Origin of the sequence: Methylocella sp. (assembly GCF_044226135.1) — a bacterium.
In the GTDB taxonomy this organism is placed as follows: Bacteria; Pseudomonadota; Alphaproteobacteria; order Rhizobiales; family Beijerinckiaceae; genus Methylocapsa.
In genome coordinates this window covers 156,067-170,730 of the sequence record NZ_JBGAHM010000001.1, presented here as the reverse complement: position 1 = coordinate 170,730, position 14,664 = coordinate 156,067, and the positions used below count along the sequence as shown (strand labels likewise).

General features: G+C 66.1%; 19 protein-coding genes and 1 tRNA gene. 5 read left to right on the top strand and 15 right to left on the bottom strand.

What is annotated here, in order from left to right:
- Positions 1-279: 279 nt before the first annotated feature.
- Positions 280-1,014 carry an outer membrane protein gene (locus tag ACILRB_RS00865; protein ID WP_395664412.1) on the bottom strand — a complete coding sequence of 245 codons (735 nt, stop codon included), beginning with the start codon at positions 1,012-1,014 and terminating at the stop codon, positions 280-282.
- Between the two features lie 189 nt (positions 1,015-1,203).
- On the opposite strand from ACILRB_RS00865, the gene ACILRB_RS00860 reads away from it, so the two are divergent.
- Positions 1,204-1,293: transfer RNA gene (locus tag ACILRB_RS00860), tRNA-Ser, on the top strand.
- A gap of 376 nt (positions 1,294-1,669) precedes the next feature.
- Here the strand turns inward: ACILRB_RS00860 and ACILRB_RS00855 are convergent.
- The 4 genes from ACILRB_RS00855 to ACILRB_RS00840 form a co-directional block, all read right to left on the bottom strand.
- Positions 1,670-2,116, bottom strand: a complete 447-nt coding sequence (locus tag ACILRB_RS00855; protein ID WP_395664411.1) for an EVE domain-containing protein — start codon at positions 2,114-2,116, stop codon at positions 1,670-1,672.
- Positions 2,117-2,127: 11 nt separating this feature from the next.
- Positions 2,128-2,358, bottom strand: a complete 231-nt coding sequence (locus ACILRB_RS00850) for a hypothetical protein (RefSeq protein WP_395664410.1) — start codon at positions 2,356-2,358, stop codon at positions 2,128-2,130.
- A gap of 22 nt (positions 2,359-2,380) precedes the next feature.
- Complete coding sequence (locus ACILRB_RS00845) at positions 2,381-2,896, bottom strand: hypothetical protein (RefSeq protein WP_395664409.1); 516 nt, start codon at positions 2,894-2,896, stop codon at positions 2,381-2,383.
- A gap of 73 nt (positions 2,897-2,969) precedes the next feature.
- Entirely contained in the window at positions 2,970-3,341 is a 372-nt protein-coding gene (locus ACILRB_RS00840; protein WP_395664408.1) for a VOC family protein, read from the bottom strand.
- Positions 3,342-3,427: 86 nt separating this feature from the next.
- Between ACILRB_RS00840 and ACILRB_RS00835 the strand changes: the two genes are divergently transcribed.
- Positions 3,428-3,850 carry a MarR family winged helix-turn-helix transcriptional regulator gene (locus ACILRB_RS00835; protein ID WP_395664407.1) on the top strand — a complete coding sequence of 141 codons (423 nt, stop codon included), beginning with the start codon at positions 3,428-3,430 and terminating at the stop codon, positions 3,848-3,850.
- Between the two features lie 387 nt (positions 3,851-4,237).
- On the opposite strand, the gene ACILRB_RS00830 is transcribed toward ACILRB_RS00835, so the two are convergent.
- From ACILRB_RS00830 to ACILRB_RS00815, 4 genes are all read right to left on the bottom strand, one after another.
- The gene (locus ACILRB_RS00830) at positions 4,238-4,525 is read right to left on the bottom strand and encodes a hypothetical protein (protein WP_395664406.1); all 288 of its coding nucleotides are present in this window, start codon (positions 4,523-4,525) and stop codon (positions 4,238-4,240) included.
- 594 nt (positions 4,526-5,119) lie between these two features.
- Positions 5,120-5,272, bottom strand: a complete 153-nt coding sequence (locus ACILRB_RS00825) for a hypothetical protein (protein WP_395664405.1) — start codon at positions 5,270-5,272, stop codon at positions 5,120-5,122.
- 355 nt (positions 5,273-5,627) lie between these two features.
- Positions 5,628-6,518, bottom strand: a complete 891-nt coding sequence (locus ACILRB_RS00820; protein ID WP_395664404.1) for an alpha/beta hydrolase — start codon at positions 6,516-6,518, stop codon at positions 5,628-5,630.
- Positions 6,519-6,554: 36 nt separating this feature from the next.
- Positions 6,555-7,487 (bottom strand): alpha/beta fold hydrolase, encoded by a 933-nt coding sequence (locus tag ACILRB_RS00815; RefSeq protein ID WP_395664403.1) that lies wholly within the window; start codon positions 7,485-7,487, stop codon positions 6,555-6,557.
- A 129-nt stretch (positions 7,488-7,616) separates the two neighbouring features.
- Here ACILRB_RS00815 and ACILRB_RS00810 point away from each other — a divergent pair, with 129 nt between their 5' ends.
- The 3 genes from ACILRB_RS00810 to ACILRB_RS00800 all read left to right on the top strand — a co-directional run bounded on the left by ACILRB_RS00810 (position 7,617) and on the right by ACILRB_RS00800 (position 9,162).
- On the top strand, positions 7,617-8,027 hold the full coding sequence (locus ACILRB_RS00810) for a response regulator (RefSeq protein WP_395664402.1): 411 nt from the start codon (positions 7,617-7,619) through the stop codon (positions 8,025-8,027).
- A 248-nt stretch (positions 8,028-8,275) separates the two neighbouring features.
- Positions 8,276-8,758, top strand: coding sequence for a flavodoxin FldA (gene fldA, locus ACILRB_RS00805; RefSeq protein ID WP_395664401.1), 483 nt, complete (start codon positions 8,276-8,278; stop codon positions 8,756-8,758).
- Positions 8,737-9,162 (top strand): DUF2023 family protein, encoded by a 426-nt coding sequence (locus tag ACILRB_RS00800; protein WP_395664400.1) that lies wholly within the window; start codon positions 8,737-8,739, stop codon positions 9,160-9,162. The genes fldA and ACILRB_RS00800 overlap by 22 nt, the downstream gene beginning before the upstream one ends.
- Before the next feature lie 30 nt (positions 9,163-9,192).
- Here ACILRB_RS00800 and phoB read toward each other — a convergent pair whose 3' ends face one another.
- The 6 genes from phoB to pstS all read right to left on the bottom strand — a co-directional run bounded on the left by phoB (position 9,193) and on the right by pstS (position 14,528).
- Positions 9,193-9,954 (bottom strand): phosphate regulon transcriptional regulator PhoB, encoded by a 762-nt coding sequence (gene phoB / locus ACILRB_RS00795; RefSeq protein WP_395664399.1) that lies wholly within the window; start codon positions 9,952-9,954, stop codon positions 9,193-9,195.
- The gene (phoU, locus tag ACILRB_RS00790; RefSeq protein ID WP_395664398.1) at positions 9,951-10,661 is read right to left on the bottom strand and encodes a phosphate signaling complex protein PhoU; all 711 of its coding nucleotides are present in this window, start codon (positions 10,659-10,661) and stop codon (positions 9,951-9,953) included. Before phoU ends, phoB begins: the two co-directional genes overlap by 4 nt.
- A 99-nt stretch (positions 10,662-10,760) precedes the next feature.
- Positions 10,761-11,576 carry a phosphate ABC transporter ATP-binding protein PstB gene (pstB, locus tag ACILRB_RS00785; RefSeq protein ID WP_395664397.1) on the bottom strand — a complete coding sequence of 272 codons (816 nt, stop codon included), beginning with the start codon at positions 11,574-11,576 and terminating at the stop codon, positions 10,761-10,763.
- The gene (gene pstA / locus ACILRB_RS00780; RefSeq protein ID WP_395664396.1) at positions 11,573-12,412 is read right to left on the bottom strand and encodes a phosphate ABC transporter permease PstA; all 840 of its coding nucleotides are present in this window, start codon (positions 12,410-12,412) and stop codon (positions 11,573-11,575) included. The genes pstB and pstA overlap by 4 nt, the downstream gene beginning before the upstream one ends.
- 3 nt (positions 12,413-12,415) lie before the next feature.
- Positions 12,416-13,405, bottom strand: a complete 990-nt coding sequence (gene pstC / locus ACILRB_RS00775) for a phosphate ABC transporter permease subunit PstC (protein ID WP_395664395.1) — start codon at positions 13,403-13,405, stop codon at positions 12,416-12,418.
- A 79-nt stretch (positions 13,406-13,484) separates the two neighbouring features.
- Complete coding sequence (gene pstS, locus ACILRB_RS00770) at positions 13,485-14,528, bottom strand: phosphate ABC transporter substrate-binding protein PstS (protein WP_395664394.1); 1,044 nt, start codon at positions 14,526-14,528, stop codon at positions 13,485-13,487.
- Positions 14,529-14,664 lie beyond the last annotated feature (136 nt).

The window sequence follows — 14,664 nt, the reverse complement described above, 5'->3', positions numbered from 1 at the left end:
TGGCGCGATTGTCACAGTCGATTTCAAGCTTCCGTGAGAGGACCGGAAGTTATTACTGATTTCTTAAAGTAAAGCCCGGCGCGAATAGCCGGGCTTTATGCCGCCGCCTTTGGGTAGGGTCTTCTCTCATCCCGGCTAGGCGTTAGCTGCGTCCAATTTAACCGGATTCGGACCGCCGACAAACGCGCGCGGGCGAAAAATGCGGGCATGGGACGCGTTATTCATGAGGGGTGTGGCCTCGCAGCAACGTTTACGCGCCGCGCCGCCTCTTTTTTTCCGTCATTGCCAGAACGGCGTCGAACCGAAGCGATAGCTGAAGCCGAGACGCACGGTCTGCGTCGTCGGATGATGGTTCACGCTCGCGCCGACGCCGGCCGCATAGACCTGGTTCGTGAAGGAGCCGAGATCGGCGTAGCGATACTCGGCGCGCGCCGACCAGTTCGGCGTGATCGCATATTCAAGCCCGCCGCCCACCGTCCAGCCGGCGCGCGTCGACGTCTGCGACGTATAGCCGGACCAGGACTGATAGGTCGTGTCGACGCCGGCGAAGGCCGCGCCGCCGGTCACATAGAGGAGCGCCTTGTCGAAGCTGACGCCAAGGCGGCCGCGGACGCCGCCCTGCACCGGAATCGACGTCCCGTAGATCACGCCGCCAAAGGCGTAGTTCTTCGAGAGGCCGGAGCCTTCGACGTCGCCTTCGAGGCCCAGCACGAACCGGTTGATCTGGTAATTGTAGCCGACATGCGCGCCGCCCACGACGCCGCTCGGCGAATAGCTGACGCCCGAAAAGGCGTAATAGGGGCTCCAGCCGTTGATGTCGTCCTGGCCCCAGGCGTAGCCGATCTGGCCGCCGATATAAAAGCCGGTCCAGGTGAACAGCGGCGCCGGCGCATAGGACGGCTCGCTTCCATAGGGCAGGTCCGCGGCCTGCGCCGCGCCGACGCAAAGCGCGGCGGCGCAAAAGGGACCGGCGCAAAGGGGGGCGAGAGTCGTCAGAAGCGCTCTGCGGAGCATTGTTTCACCTCCTTGAAGCGGTCCGGGACGCGCGGGGGCGCGACGCCGGGCCGCGGCGGCCCGGGGCATGGGCCGGCGTTCGCCATGAGCCTCCGAATAAAACTCAAAATTTACGAAAGGCTCTCGAAACATGCCTAACGAGAGGTTAAGGGTTGGCCGCGCGACGCAGCATGAGGGCGCGCGCCGCAGGGAAGGGTGGCCGAGTGGTTTAAGGCAGCGGTCTTGAAAACCGCCGCAGGCGCAAGCCTGCCGTGGGTTCGAATCCCACCCCTTCCGCCACTTCAGTCCCTGAGTGGGCACTGAGTTTACGCCTCTTTTTCCGGTAAGCGCCTGAAGCGGCCGGGTCTTCGATCCCCTGATCCGAACCTCGCCATCGGCGACCTCGACGCGCCGGGCGATCCGCGCCTCCTGGCGACGCCTGTAGCGACGATCTCATCAGTCTTGGCTTCGCGCATCATCCGGGGTTCGGAGCGACGCTCAAGGGCGCGCTCCCGATCAGCACGAACTCGGTCGATGATTACGATGCCGTCTCAGTCGCCGGCGGCGGCAGTCCGACGCTGACCTTCAAGGACGACACCGCGCTGCACGTCCTGACCGGCTTCTGTGAGAAGGGCAAGGCGTCGCATTGATCTGCCTACGGCCGCTCTGTGCGACGTCAGGCTTGGCGAGCGTCGAATTCCGACAAAACGCCCATGGCCTCCGCGATTCGGCGCATGTCCTCCTCGTGCAGCGGCCGCTTCGGACCACGCATCACAACGCCCCAATTGGCGCCGCGATCGCGCGTTCGCCGCAACTCGCCCAGAAGCGGCCTGATCGGGGCCGCCCTGGCGGTCTTCAGATAGTCCATGTCGACGCGGTACGGATTGAAGCCCATCGCCTGTTCGAAGCGGTATGGCGCGTCCGAAGTGACGCGGCCGATTGTCGTGAACGCCTGCGCCGTCGCGCCTTTGCCCATGCCCTCGCGCGGAGAGTAATAGACGATCCAGTCGCCTTTCCTGAGAGCCTTCACCGCGATGTGCTTGCCATGCCCAAGTTGGGCAAAGCCGCCGTCACGACCGCCGCGCGCGTGCTCCGCCGATGCGACACCCATCCAGAACGTCATGATCCAATCCCTCAGGCGCCGGCTGGGTGAAATTGTGCGAGGTCACGGACAGTCTTTCCAGCCACCTGACGATCATCGGTCGTCGGGCGGTCAATCAGCGCGTTGAGCCGGAAGCCAACCGACCGGACGCCCGCAACGATGCGGTTCGCCGGAACTCTCTTGATGAGTTCTGCGATCACGAGGCGGTCGAGCTTTCCGGTCGAGCCGGTGACAAACAGCCGGGGCTGGCTGGCGTTTGTCATGTCGTTTTCCTCGGTCGCCAAATCAAGATTTATGCACCGCCGGTGGGGCATCCGAACTAATTGTGTTGGGCTTCGGAGCAAACGCTGACAAGCCAGCTGCGATCACGAGCGTGAGGAGACCAAGTACGAATATTGCACCAGCAACAACCAATAGCATCCAAGCAGAAGTGGCTTGATCGAGATATACTGGCTGTCGATAAGCAGCGCTCCCACCAGCAAGTGCAATAAAGCATATTGATAAGCCTGCAAGGCTTATTGTTATGATGAACATACCCCACGCGGCTAGCATTAAAGACTTTATCCGGAGTGATGATTTTTGGAAGTCGACTATTTTCTCAGCGAAGGTCAGAGAGAATACCAAGATTGCAGACGTCAATGTCAGGAAGCTCTTTGCTAGATCTTTCGTTTCTGCATAATCATATTTGAGAAAGTTATCATACAGGGCTTCTGATACGAAAGAGATCGTTTGTGCGCTGGCTGGGGCCGTCAGAACGAACCCGGTTGCCAGAACAAGATATGCATTAGGGAGCTTGCGCATCACGTCCTCCACGCGAAAGCGAAGTTTGCGCTGCTAGGCATAGCGTCTCAAGCTTCGACCAACGGTGCAAAAATCAGGACTTCACGACCGTATGGGCCGTGATGGCGTAGCCGAACGGATCGCGGAACGCGAAATAGCGGCCGAACGGCCCGTCCTTCGGCGCAAACTCGATTTCGACGCCTTGATTGACGAGATGATCGTGCAGCGCATCGGCGTCGTCACAGCCGAACCAGAGGGCGATGCCCCAGCCGAGCTTATCGGTCGCGCTCAGATCTACGGCAGGCGTGCGGACGGCGAAGGGAACCGGCTTGGTCTCGAACACGACGGCTCCCGGCGGGCTCATCGGCGCGGGCTGGAGCCCGACGACATCGGTGTAGAAGGCGCGCGCGGCATCAAGGTCTTTGACTTGAACGCCAATGAAATCGGGTCCGATCAGATGCGGCATGACGGGTTTCCCTTGATTGCCGGATTCCATAATATCAGTGTACTTATATGATATAAGGACACTGATATGTTAATGCGGGCTTGCTGATGGACGACCCCTACGCCACGATCGGTTTTGCGCTGAAGCAGGCCCAACAGGCGCTCCGGACGCGCATGGATGCGCAGTTGCGCCAGATCGGCCTGACCACGCCGCAATATGCGGTGCTCGTCTACTTGAAGGCCGAACCGGGAGCCTCGAACGCCGCGCTGGCGCGCCACGCTTTCGTCACGCCCCAAACGATGCAGGCGATTCTCGTCACGCTCGAGAAGTCAGGCTACATCAAGCGTACGCCGCATCCGGCGCACGGACGCGTTCAGCAAACCGAATTGACGCCTGCGGGGGATCAGGTCCTGGAGGCGGCGTCCGCCATCGTCGCCGACGCCGAACAGCGCCTTGTCGAGGCGGCGGCGCCGCTCGATCCCGAGCTTGTCGCAACCATGCTCATGCGGCTGGCAAACGCCCTCCGATAGCGGCGGCTTTCCCGACTGGCGAGCAAGAGCAGCCAGACGGAAGAGTCCCGGTCGCCGAGGTTGGGTCGAGCCGTCACGCAGGATGGACGAGCGGGCGCATTCAGGGAGCCGCCGCATGATGGCGATCAGCGGGCGAAGTGGGAAATGCCCCCGTCAAACATCCGAAACGGCCGCCGTTTGCCACCCAAACGCCGCCGAAACCCGCCAATAGCCGCATAATGTCGGGTGTCTCCATAATCATCAAAGGCTTATGGCGATCTCATAGGGCTCGTCTTCGTCAGGCGCCGTCCGCCGCCTTGTCTTAAATCCCCTGTTCTGCAAACGGCTTGCCGCCGGCGGGCGCTGCTTGAGCGCGTGTCGGCCCGCGTGTCGCGTCGGAGCGCGGGTCTATTCCGGCCGCCTCAGGAAGGTCAGGGTGATGAAAGCCCCAAGCCAGGAGCCGAGCGCCGCGAAGGCGACATAGGCCCAGTTTTCCGTGTAGCTGATGACCGCGAAGGACGAGAGCAGATACCAGCAGCTCGACCAGTTCGCCGCGGCGAAGCGCCGGCGTCGCACCACCGCCGATGTGAACATGACATAGACGGCGTCGGTGGCGGCGGTGGCGAAGACGACGCCCAGCGCGATCACGGGGTCGATCCCGGCGACGACCTCGGCGAGATGCGACGCCGCGCTCATGGCGCGGGCCGCGGCGGCGCTTCGCCGACATCGAAAGCGACGCGGCGTTTGACGCAGGCGCCGTCGATCTTGCCGACGGCGCGCTTGCAAAACGCCGCGAAGCCCTTCGGCCCGCGGCGCGGAAAGACGCAAGGCGTCTCGCCCGTGTCGAAGCGGCCGCATGCGGCGGCGAGGGCGAGACGGATAGGATCAAGCCGCAGCATGCGTGGCCCTGACGCGAGACTTTCGCCTCTGTCGTAAGGGGTCCGCCCGATCGTGAAAAGTGCGATCGGGCCAGGACGCCAGCGTCGAGCCCGGCCTGAACGGCTGCGGATATGGGGGAGGAGACGCGTCCGGCGTGACGCGCAGGCTGTTCGTCGGCGCCCGGGAGAGTGTGGGCAGGCCGGCTGGCCTCGGTCGTACCGGAAGCCAGCCGCGCCAGCGTCGCGTTCAATGCACGCCACACCGGTATTTACCCTTATGTTCAAGCTGGCGAAAGAACGTCGGGCCGCGGTTAATTGGCGCAGGCGCGGCAATGGCGCGCGACCGCCATTCGGCGCTCTGAAGCCGGCGTGCGACGCCGGCGCCCGTCAGGCTGGCGCGCCGGCCCCGCGCCTATCGCTTCAGGCAGGTCTCGGCGAAGTCGCGCCAGTTCTTGTCGCGGGCGGCGCCGTCGCGCTTCATCGTGCGCCATTCCTCGCCGCAGGCCCGCATGCGCGCGCGCGGCGCTGCGGGCAGGGGGCGGAAGGCGCGGCCGTCGTCGATCATGTCGTTTGGTCCGATTGCCGGCTCCTGCGGCGGGGCGGGCGCGGGCGCGCGGCCAAGGCTCGCCGGCCGTCGCGGAGGCATGGGCGCGGTCGATGGATCGGCCACGCCCTGCGCGCGCGCGGCCGAAGCCGCCGCAAGGAGGGCGACGAGCGGAAGGGCGGCCGGGACGAGCCGGCGGAAAAGCCGTGCGAGACCCGTTGCCGGGGCGAAAGGCGCTGGGCGCATGAAAAGAAAAGCTCGCACGTTCGTTCGGCCCATGGCCGGAAGCGTCATATCGCCATCCGCGCGGCGGAAAAAGGGCGGGGCGCGGCGGGCGGACGCGTTTCGGCCCTGGGGCCGGCGCGACGCCGGGCCTTCAAAGACGCCTGCGGATGAAGGCGCCGGCGTCGGCGAGCGCTTCGCGCCCGGCCGCGAGCCGCGCGTTCCACAAAGGAAAGGCGTGGATCATGTGCGGCCAGATCTGCAGCGTCACGTCGACGTCGGCCGCGCCCGCCGCCGCGGCGAAGCGGGTCGCGTCCGAAAGCAGCGTCTCGGCCGACCCGACCTGAATCAGCGTCGGCGGAAAGCCGTCGAGATCTGAAAACAGCGGCGAGACGCCGGGGTCCCGCGCGTCGGCCCCGCCAACATAGGCGCCGACGAGTTCAGCGAGATAGGCCTTGTGAATCAAGGGGTCGACCACGTCTTTCGTGGCGAGCGACTCGCCCGACAGGGTGAGGTCGGTCCAGGGCGAGATCAGCCAGACGCAGCCGGGCTGCGCCTCGCCCATGGCGCGCAGCCGATTGACCAGCGCGACGGACAGGCCGCCGCCGGCGCTGTCGCCGCCGACGGCGATATGGCGCGCCTCGACGCCTTCGTCGCGCAGATGGCGCCAGGCGGCGAGCGCGTCGTCGAGCGCCGCAGGAAAGGGATGTTCGGGCGCAAGGCGATAGTCGACGGCGCGCGTGCGGACGCCCGCCGCGCGGCCCGCCTCCGTGACCAGCCGGCGATGGCTCAGGATCGAACCGGCGCAATAGCCGCCGCCATGAAGATACAGCAGCACGCGCGAGGGGTCGGACCCCGGCGCGAGCGACTCCTCAGCCGGCGCGCCGGCGTCGACCGGCGCAAGCGTGACGTCGGCCGCGGCCGGCCAGACCGATCCGACCTCGTCGAGCCGCCGGCGCCGCTCCGGCCAGCCGACGGGCCGCGGCCTTGCCGCGAGCAGGGCGCGAATCGCCGCGATCTCGTCGGCGCCGGCGTTTTCGTCCATGACGCGCTCCTGTCCCTGCGCCGCCATCGGCGGCGGCTATGAGGCGCGCGCGCCGTTTTCGACGCCCGACACGAAATCGGCGATCTCGCGAATCGTCGGCTCGTCCATCAGCAGGGGCGCATGGCCCTGGCGCGGCACGATGAAAAGCCGCGCGTCCGGGTGGCGGCGCGTCATGTCTTCGGCCGTCTCGGCCGAAAGGATGTCCGAATTTTCGCCGCGCAGGACGAGCAGCGGCGCGATGCTCAGCTTTTCAAACAGCGGCCAGAGGTCTGGCGGCGAATTGGCGTCGAAGACGGCGAAGGACTGGCTGACGTTCGGGTCATAGCGCGGGCCGATCTCGCCATGCTCGTCGGCGAAGGTCATGAGGGCGTAGGCGCGCCAGACCTCTTCGGGGACCTCGAACTGTTCGCCCATGATTCGCTTGAGGAAGCCCGTCGCCTCGGAAATCGTGCGGGGCGGAGGATATTTTCCGGCGTAGCCCTTGATCCGGTCGAGCCCGCTGCGCTCGATCACCGGACCGATGTCGTTCAGCACGACGGCGCTGACGAAATTCGGACGCGTCGCGGCGAACAGCATGGCGTGCAGGCCGCCGCGCGAGGTGCCGATGAAGACCGCGTGATGGATGTCAGCCGACTCGAGCGCGCAGGAGATGTCCTCGCTCTCGACCGGCAGGCTGTATTTGCGCCAGTCGGGATCGTGGTCCGACCGGCCGCGCCCGCGGTAGTCGACGGCGAGCACGCGGCGCCTGCGCCCGCCCGCCGCGCCGCCGGCGAGCGCCCGCGCCAGCGGATCGAAGTCCGCCGAATTGCGGGTGAGGCCGGGGAGGCAGATGACCGGCAGGCCCGGATCGTCCCGCGAGCCATATTCGCGCATGAACAGCGAAAGTCCGTCGCGGCTCTGGATGAAACGCCCGGCGTAGGCGTCGCCGTCAAGGGTCGCGTCGCGCGAAAGCCCGTTCGTCTTTTCCATGACGTCCTCGCGTCGCGCTCCCGCGGAGTCGAAAACGGCCCCGGCCCGCCCCCAGCGGGGCTGTTTGCAAAGGTTTTACCTTAAGATTCGAGTTTTGGAACCGGTCGAAACACCCATTGTTAACACGGCATGCCGCAGGAACCCGCCAGACCGCCGCTGATTCTCGTCGTCGAAGACGAGGCGATCGTGCGCATGTTCGGCGCCGATCTGCTCGAAGCGGCGGGATTCGCCGTGATCGAGGCCGCCGACGCCGACGAGGCGCTGACCGTGCTGCGGCGACGCGACGACGTGAGCGCCGTGTTCTCCGACGTCGACATGCCGGGCCGGCTCGACGGAGCGGAGCTCGCCGGGCTCATCAGGGAGAAATGGCCGGAGATCGCGGTCGTGCTGACCTCCGGCCGCGGCGGCGGCGGCCTCAGGGGCGCTGGCGCGGCCTTCGTGCCGAAGCCTTATGAAGCGGACACGCTGCTGCGCGAGATCAGGAACGCGGTCCGCCGCTCCGCAGGCGGCGACGCAGCGCGACGCCCGTCGAAACGCTGAACGCGATGTATGCAAACGAAGAGATCTTAGAAAGCTTCGAACATATAGATTAGACGCATACTAAATATAATTCATATCTTTCGCCGCCGCATTCATTTCCCGTGGGACCCAATTTACAATTGGCCGCAGGCGACTTACGAAAACGGCGTCCGAGAATAAACGTCTGACATCGCTCTATACAGTATAGAGGCATACGCGTCCCGGCGGACGCGTCGCCTTGCCATGCAAATTTCAGGAAGAGGCACGACATGAGCGTCACGATCATCTTCGGCTCCGACGGCGGCGCGACGAAGGGCGTCGCCGCCAAGATTTCCAAGAAATGCCAGGGGCGGCCGGTCAACATCAAGGACGCCACGACGGCGGACTTCGAGAACTGCAATCTTCTGATCCTGGGCTCGCCGACTTACGGCGACGGCACGCTGCAGACGGATTGGGAGGACAACATCGACAAATTGCGCGCCGCCAATCTCAAGGGCAAGAAAGTCGCGCTGTTCGGCACCGGCGACCAGCAGGCCTATCCGACGTCGTTCTTGAACGCGATGGGCATTCTTTACGACGAAGTGTCGGATCTTGGCGCGCAGGTGGTCGGCTTCACCGACACGGCGGGCTTCGACTATGTCGAATCGACCGCCGAACGCGACGGCAGGTTCGTCGGCCTCGCGCTCGATCAGGACACCCAGTCCGGCATGACCGAAAAAAGGGTGACCGCATGGCTGAGCCAGCTGCTTTGAGCGACGCCGCGTGGCCCGCTCCGCCCTGCTGGTCGGCCGAAGCCGCGCCGATGCTGCGGCTGTTTCACCATCAGCTCTATGAATATGGGCGGGGCGTCCGGGCCCTGTTCCTGATGACCGTCAGCCCACAGGAGCTGGCGCTTGCGCTCGCCAAGCTCAAGGCCCGCGACATCTCCCATTTCGTCCAGGAGCTCGGCGCGGCGAAGGCCAATCTTTTCTTCGGGCGGCCCGCCTTCGTGGCCGTGGCGCAGGCGCTCGTGACGCGCCCGCTCAACACGCTGACGGCGGAAGAGGATTTCATGCTCGGCACGCTGCTCGGCTACGACGGCGAGCAGCAATGCCGCCGTTTCCTCGCCCGCGCCGGGCGGGGCGCGGACGCGGAGCTTCCGCTGGCCGCGGAGTGAGACGCGCGCGCCGCCTCGCGGCGGAAACGCTCAGCTCTTGCCGAACGTCTCGTCGAAGGAATAGCCGGCGCCGCGCACGGTGCGGATCGGATCCCTTTCGCCCGGCTCCGACAGCGCCTTGCGCAGCCGCCCGACATGGACGTCGACCGTGCGCTCGTCGATTTCGGCCGAAAGGCCCCAGACGCTGTCGAGAAGCTGCGCGCGCGAGAACACCCGGCCGGGACGCTCGAGCAGATGCTCGAGGAGCCGGAATTCGGTCGGCCCCAGATGCACGTCGCGGCCCTTGCGCCTGACGCGCCAGTTCTGCCGGTCGAGCTCGAGGTCGCCCGCCGTCAGCACGGTGGCGACGCGGTCCGGCCGCGCGCGGCGCAACAGGGCGCGCACCCGGGCCATGAGTTCGGGCACGGAAAACGGCTTCACGACATAATCGTCGGCGCCGATCGAAAGGCCGCGCACGCGCTCGCTTTCCTCGCCGCGCGCGGTGAGCATGATGACGGGCAGGGTCCGCGTGGCTTCGCGCGCGCGCAGCCGCCGGCAGATCTCGAGCCCCGAGACGCCCGGCAGCATCCAGTCGAGGATGACAAGATCGGGCGGCGTCTCGGCGAGGCGCATCTCGGCCTCGTCGCCGCGCTCGACGCGGTCGACGACGAAGCCTTCGGCCTCGAGATTATAGGCGAGCAGCATGCTCAGCGCGGATTCGTCCTCCACGATGAGGATGCGCGGGGCGGGGGTGGGGGCGAGGGCTTTTGCGCCGCCGGCGCTTCTTTCGGCGTTGGTCTGAAGGTCGTTCATGGCTTCGTCGAAGGTTCGGCCAGCACGCTGCGGCCCTTGGGACGGTCGGTCGGAAGGATTTCGCCCGTGACGAGATACACCACCGTCTCGGCGATGTTGGTCGCATGGTCTCCGATGCGCTCGATGTTCTTGGAGCAGAACAGCAGATGGGCGCAGAAGGAGATGTTGCGCGGGTCCTCCATCATGAAGGTCAACAGGTCGCGGAAGACGGAATCCTCGAGCGAGTCGAGATCGGCGTCATAGGTCCACACCTCGCGCGCCCGCACGATGTCGCGGTCGGCGTAGGCGTCGAGCACGTCCTTGAGCAGCATGGCGGCGTTTTCATGCATCGACTTGAGGCCGACGATGGCGCGCGGAATGCGCACGTCGCCCGCGATCTTGATGGCGCGCCGCGCGATGTTCTTGGCGAGGTCGCCGACGCGCTCGAGGTCGTTCGAGATGCGGATGGTGGCGATGATCTCGCGCAGGTCGACGGCGAGCGGCTGGCGGCGGGCGATGGTCAGGATCGCCTGCTCCTCGATCTCGCGCTGGAGCGTGTCGAGCCGGCCGTCGGCCTCGATCGTGCGGCGGGCGAGATCCATGTCGAAATTGGCGAGCGCGTCCATCGCGTCGGTGAGCATCTTTTCGGAAATGCCGCCCATTTCGGCGATCTTCTGGCCGAGGCTTTCGAGCTCGGCGTCATAGGCTTTGACGATATGGTCGGGCATTGCGTGTCCTTGAAGCCTTGGGCGGCGCGACGGCCGGGTGTGCGGCGGAGCGCGCCGTCGCGTGAAGTTCGCGCGCCGCCGCCCGGCGCCGGGCGGCGCCTAGCCGAAGCGGCCGGTGATGTAGTTCTGCGTCTGCTTCTTTTCCGGCTGGGTGAAGATTTGCGTCGTCACGCCGAATTCGATCAGCTCGCCGAGATACATGAACGCCGTGTAGTCGGAACAGCGCGCCGCCTGCTGCATGTTGTGTGTGACGATGGCGATGGTGTACTTGACCTTGAGCTCGTCGATGAGCTCCTCGATCTTGGCGGTCGAGATCGGGTCGAGCGCCGAGCAGGGCTCGTCGAGCAGGATGACCTCGGGCCGGATCGCCACGGTGCGCGCGATGCACAGGCGCTGCTGCTGGCCGCCGGACAGGGAAAGCCCGGAGGCTTTCAGCTTGTCCTTCACCTCGCCCCACAGGGCGGCGCTGGTCAGCGCGGCTTCGACGCGGTCGTCGAGCTCGGATTTTCCGACCTTCTCGTAGAGCTTGATGCCGAAGGCGATGTTGTCATAGATCGACATCGGAAAGGGCGTCGGCTTCTGGAACACCATGCCGACGCGCGCGCGCAGCAGGTTGAGGTCGACGTCCGGCTTCAGGATGTTGTCGCCGTCGAGCAGCACTTCGCCGTCGGCGCGCTGCTTCGGATAGAGGTCGTACATCCGGTTGAGAATGCGCAGGAGCGTGGACTTGCCGCATCCCGACGGGCCGATGAAGGCGGTCACGCGATTGGCGTAAAGCGGCAGGCTCACGCTCTTCAGCGCGAGATGATCGCCGTAATAGAAATTGAGGTTGCGGACCGCGATCTTCTGCTGCTGCGCCGCCGCCGCCTTGGCGGCGGGCTGGGCTGAGACGGAGGAGGGCGTGGCGGCGGTCATTTTTCGTTCCTCTGCGCGCCGAGCGCGCGCGCGCCGATCGACAGCGCGAGCACGGCGAAAGTGATGATGAGCGCGCCTGCCCAGGCGAGCTGCTGCCACTCCTTGTAGGGGCTGAGCGCGAACTGGAAGATGACCACCGGAAGGGTCGACATGGGCGCGTTGAGGTCGGAGCTGAAGAACTGGTTGTTCAGCGCGGTGAAGAGCAGCGGCGCGGTCTCGCCGCTGATGCGCGCGACGGCGAGCAGCACGCCGGTGACGAGGCCGGCGCGCGCCGCGCGATAGGACACCTTGGCGACGATCACGGAGCGCGGCATGCCGAGCGCCGCCGCGGCTTCGCGCAGCGGGTTGGGCACCAGCAGCAGCATGTCCTCGGTCGTGCGCAGGACGACCGGCACGACGATGACGGCGAGCGCCACCGCGCCGGCGTAGGCCGAGAAATGGCCGACGCGCGCCACCACCACTTCATAGATGAACAGGCCGACGATGATCGAAGGCGCGCTGAGCAGGATGTCGTTGATGAAGCGCACGACCGTCGTCAGCTTCGAATAGCGGCCGTATTCCGCCATGTAGGTGCCGGCGAGCATGCCGAGCGGCGCGCCGACCGCGAGGCCGAGCGCCGTGATGATGAGGCTGCCGACGATGGCGTTGAGAAGACCGCCCTGGGAGCCCGGCGGCGGCGTCGTCTGCGTGAAGACGGAGAGCGACAGTCCGCCGAACCCTTCGATCAGAAGCTGCAGCAGGATGACGACGAGGAAGGCGAGGCCGACGACGGTCGCGGCGACGCACAGGCTGAGCGAGATGGCGTTGGCGCGACGGCGCTGGCCGTAGAGCGACATGGATCAGGCTCCCGCGCGGCGGTCGATCCGCAGCAGCATGTAGCGCGCGATCGCCAGGATGATGAAGGTGATGACGAACAGGATGAGGCCGAGCGCGATCAGCGACGAGGTGTAGAGGTCGCCGACGGCTTCGGTGAATTCATTGGCGATGCTGGCCGAGATCGTCGTTCCCGGGGCGAGCAGCGATTCCGAGATGCGATGCGCGTTGCCGATGACGAAGGTGACGGCCATCGTCTCGCCGAGCGCGCGTCCAAGACCCAGCATGATTCCGCCGATGACGCCGACGCGGGCGTAAGGAATGACGATCGCGCGGATCACCTCCCAGGTGGTGCAGCCGCAACCATAGGCCGCCTCCTTCAGCACCGCGGGCACGGTCTCGAACACGTCGCGCGAGATCGAGGCGACGAAGGGCAGCACCATGATCGCAAGGATGAGGCCGGCGGTGAGCACGCCGATGCCATAGGGCGGGCCGGCGAACAGCGACGACAGCACGGGGACGCTGGCGAAGGCGTCGATCAGCAGCGGCTGGACGTGCTTCTGGAGGAAGGGCGCAAAAACGAACAGGCCCCAGATGCCGTAGATGATCGAGGGAATGCCGGCGAGCAGCTCGATCGCGACGCCGATCGGGCGGCGCAGCGGATAGGGGCAGAGCTCGGTCAGGAAGATCGCGACGCCGACGCCGACGGGCACGGCGAACAGCATGGCGATGGCCGAGGTGACGAGCGTGCCGTAGATCGGCGCGAGCGCGCCGAACTGCTCCGTCACCGGGTTCCATTTTTCGGTCGTGACGAAGCCGAAGCCGAAGGCCTGCAGCGCGGGGATCGATCCGACGATCAGCGAGACGATCACGCCGCCAAGGATCAGCAGCACGGTCAGGGCCGCGCCGAGGGTGACGTATCGGAAGGTCGAGTCCTGCAGCTTCAGCCAGTCGAGGACCTTGCGGCGGTCCTGCTGCTTGTCCGAAGCCGCGACGTCGAGGGCGATGTCCGCCACTGTATTTCTCCGCATGCTGGGGCGCCTCGCCGTCGGCGGCGAAGGCGAAAAGGGCGGCGCGCGCGCCGCCCTTCCGTCGTCAGTTGGCGAGGGCCTTGCCGTCCGCGTCCTTGATGTCCGCCGACCAGGTCTTCTCGACCATCTTGACGAGCGACTCGGGCAGCGGAATGTAGTCGAGGCTCTCGGCCATCGGGCCGCCCTTGGCGAAGGCCCAGGCGAAGAACTTGAGCGCCTCCTTGGCGGCGACCGGATCGGCCGGCTGCTTGTGCATCAGGATGAAGGTCGCGGCCGTGATCGGCCAGGAGTCCTTGCCGGGCTGATCGGTCAGGATCTGGTAATAGCCCGGCGCGTTGGCCCAGTCGGCGTTGGCGGCGGCGGCCTGGAAGGTCGGCACCGTCGGCGCGACGGTCGCGCCGGCATGGTTGACGAGCTTGGCGGTCGTCATCTTGTTCTGCTTGGCGTAGGCGTATTCGACGTAGCCGATCGCGCCTTTCGTCTGGATGACGTTGTTGGCGACGCCTTCATTGCCCTTGGCGCCGATGCCGGCCGGCCATTCGACGGCGGTCGCGTCGCCGACCTTCGACTTCCAGTCGGGCGAGACCTTGGACAGGTAATTGGTGAAGTTGAAGGTCGTGCCCGACCCGTCGGAGCGATGCACGATGGCGATCGCCGTCGCCGGCAGCTTGACGGAGGGGTTGAGCTTGGCGATCGCCGGGTCGTTCCAGGCCTTGACCTCGCCGAGGAAGATCTTGGCCATCGTCGGCCCGTCGAGGACCAGTTCGCGGTCGGCGACGCCGTCGATGTTGACGACGGGGACGATGCCGCCGATCACCATCGGCCATTGCACGAGGCCGGCGGCGTTGAGCTCTTCGGCCTTGAGCGGGGCGTCGGTCGCGCCGAAGGCGACGGTTTTGGCCTTGATCTGCTTGATGCCGCCGCCCGAGCCGATGGACTGATAGTTGAGCCCGACTCCGGTCTCGGCCTTATAGGCTTCGGCCCATTTGGCGTAGATGGGATAGGGGAAGGTGGCGCCCGCTCCCGTGATGTCGGCCGCGCCCGCCGGGGCGGCCGCGACGCCGACGACGGCCGCGACGATCGCCGACCGCAGGAAGGAAAAACTCATGGAATACGCCTCTGTGAGTGAGGTGACGCGCCGGGCGTGCAGGCTGCGTGCGCCGCGGCGCGCCGAAACGCGACGCCGCCGCAAGAGGTCCGGCGTCGATGGCGACGCCGCGTCCTAAGCGATCGCGGACAAATCC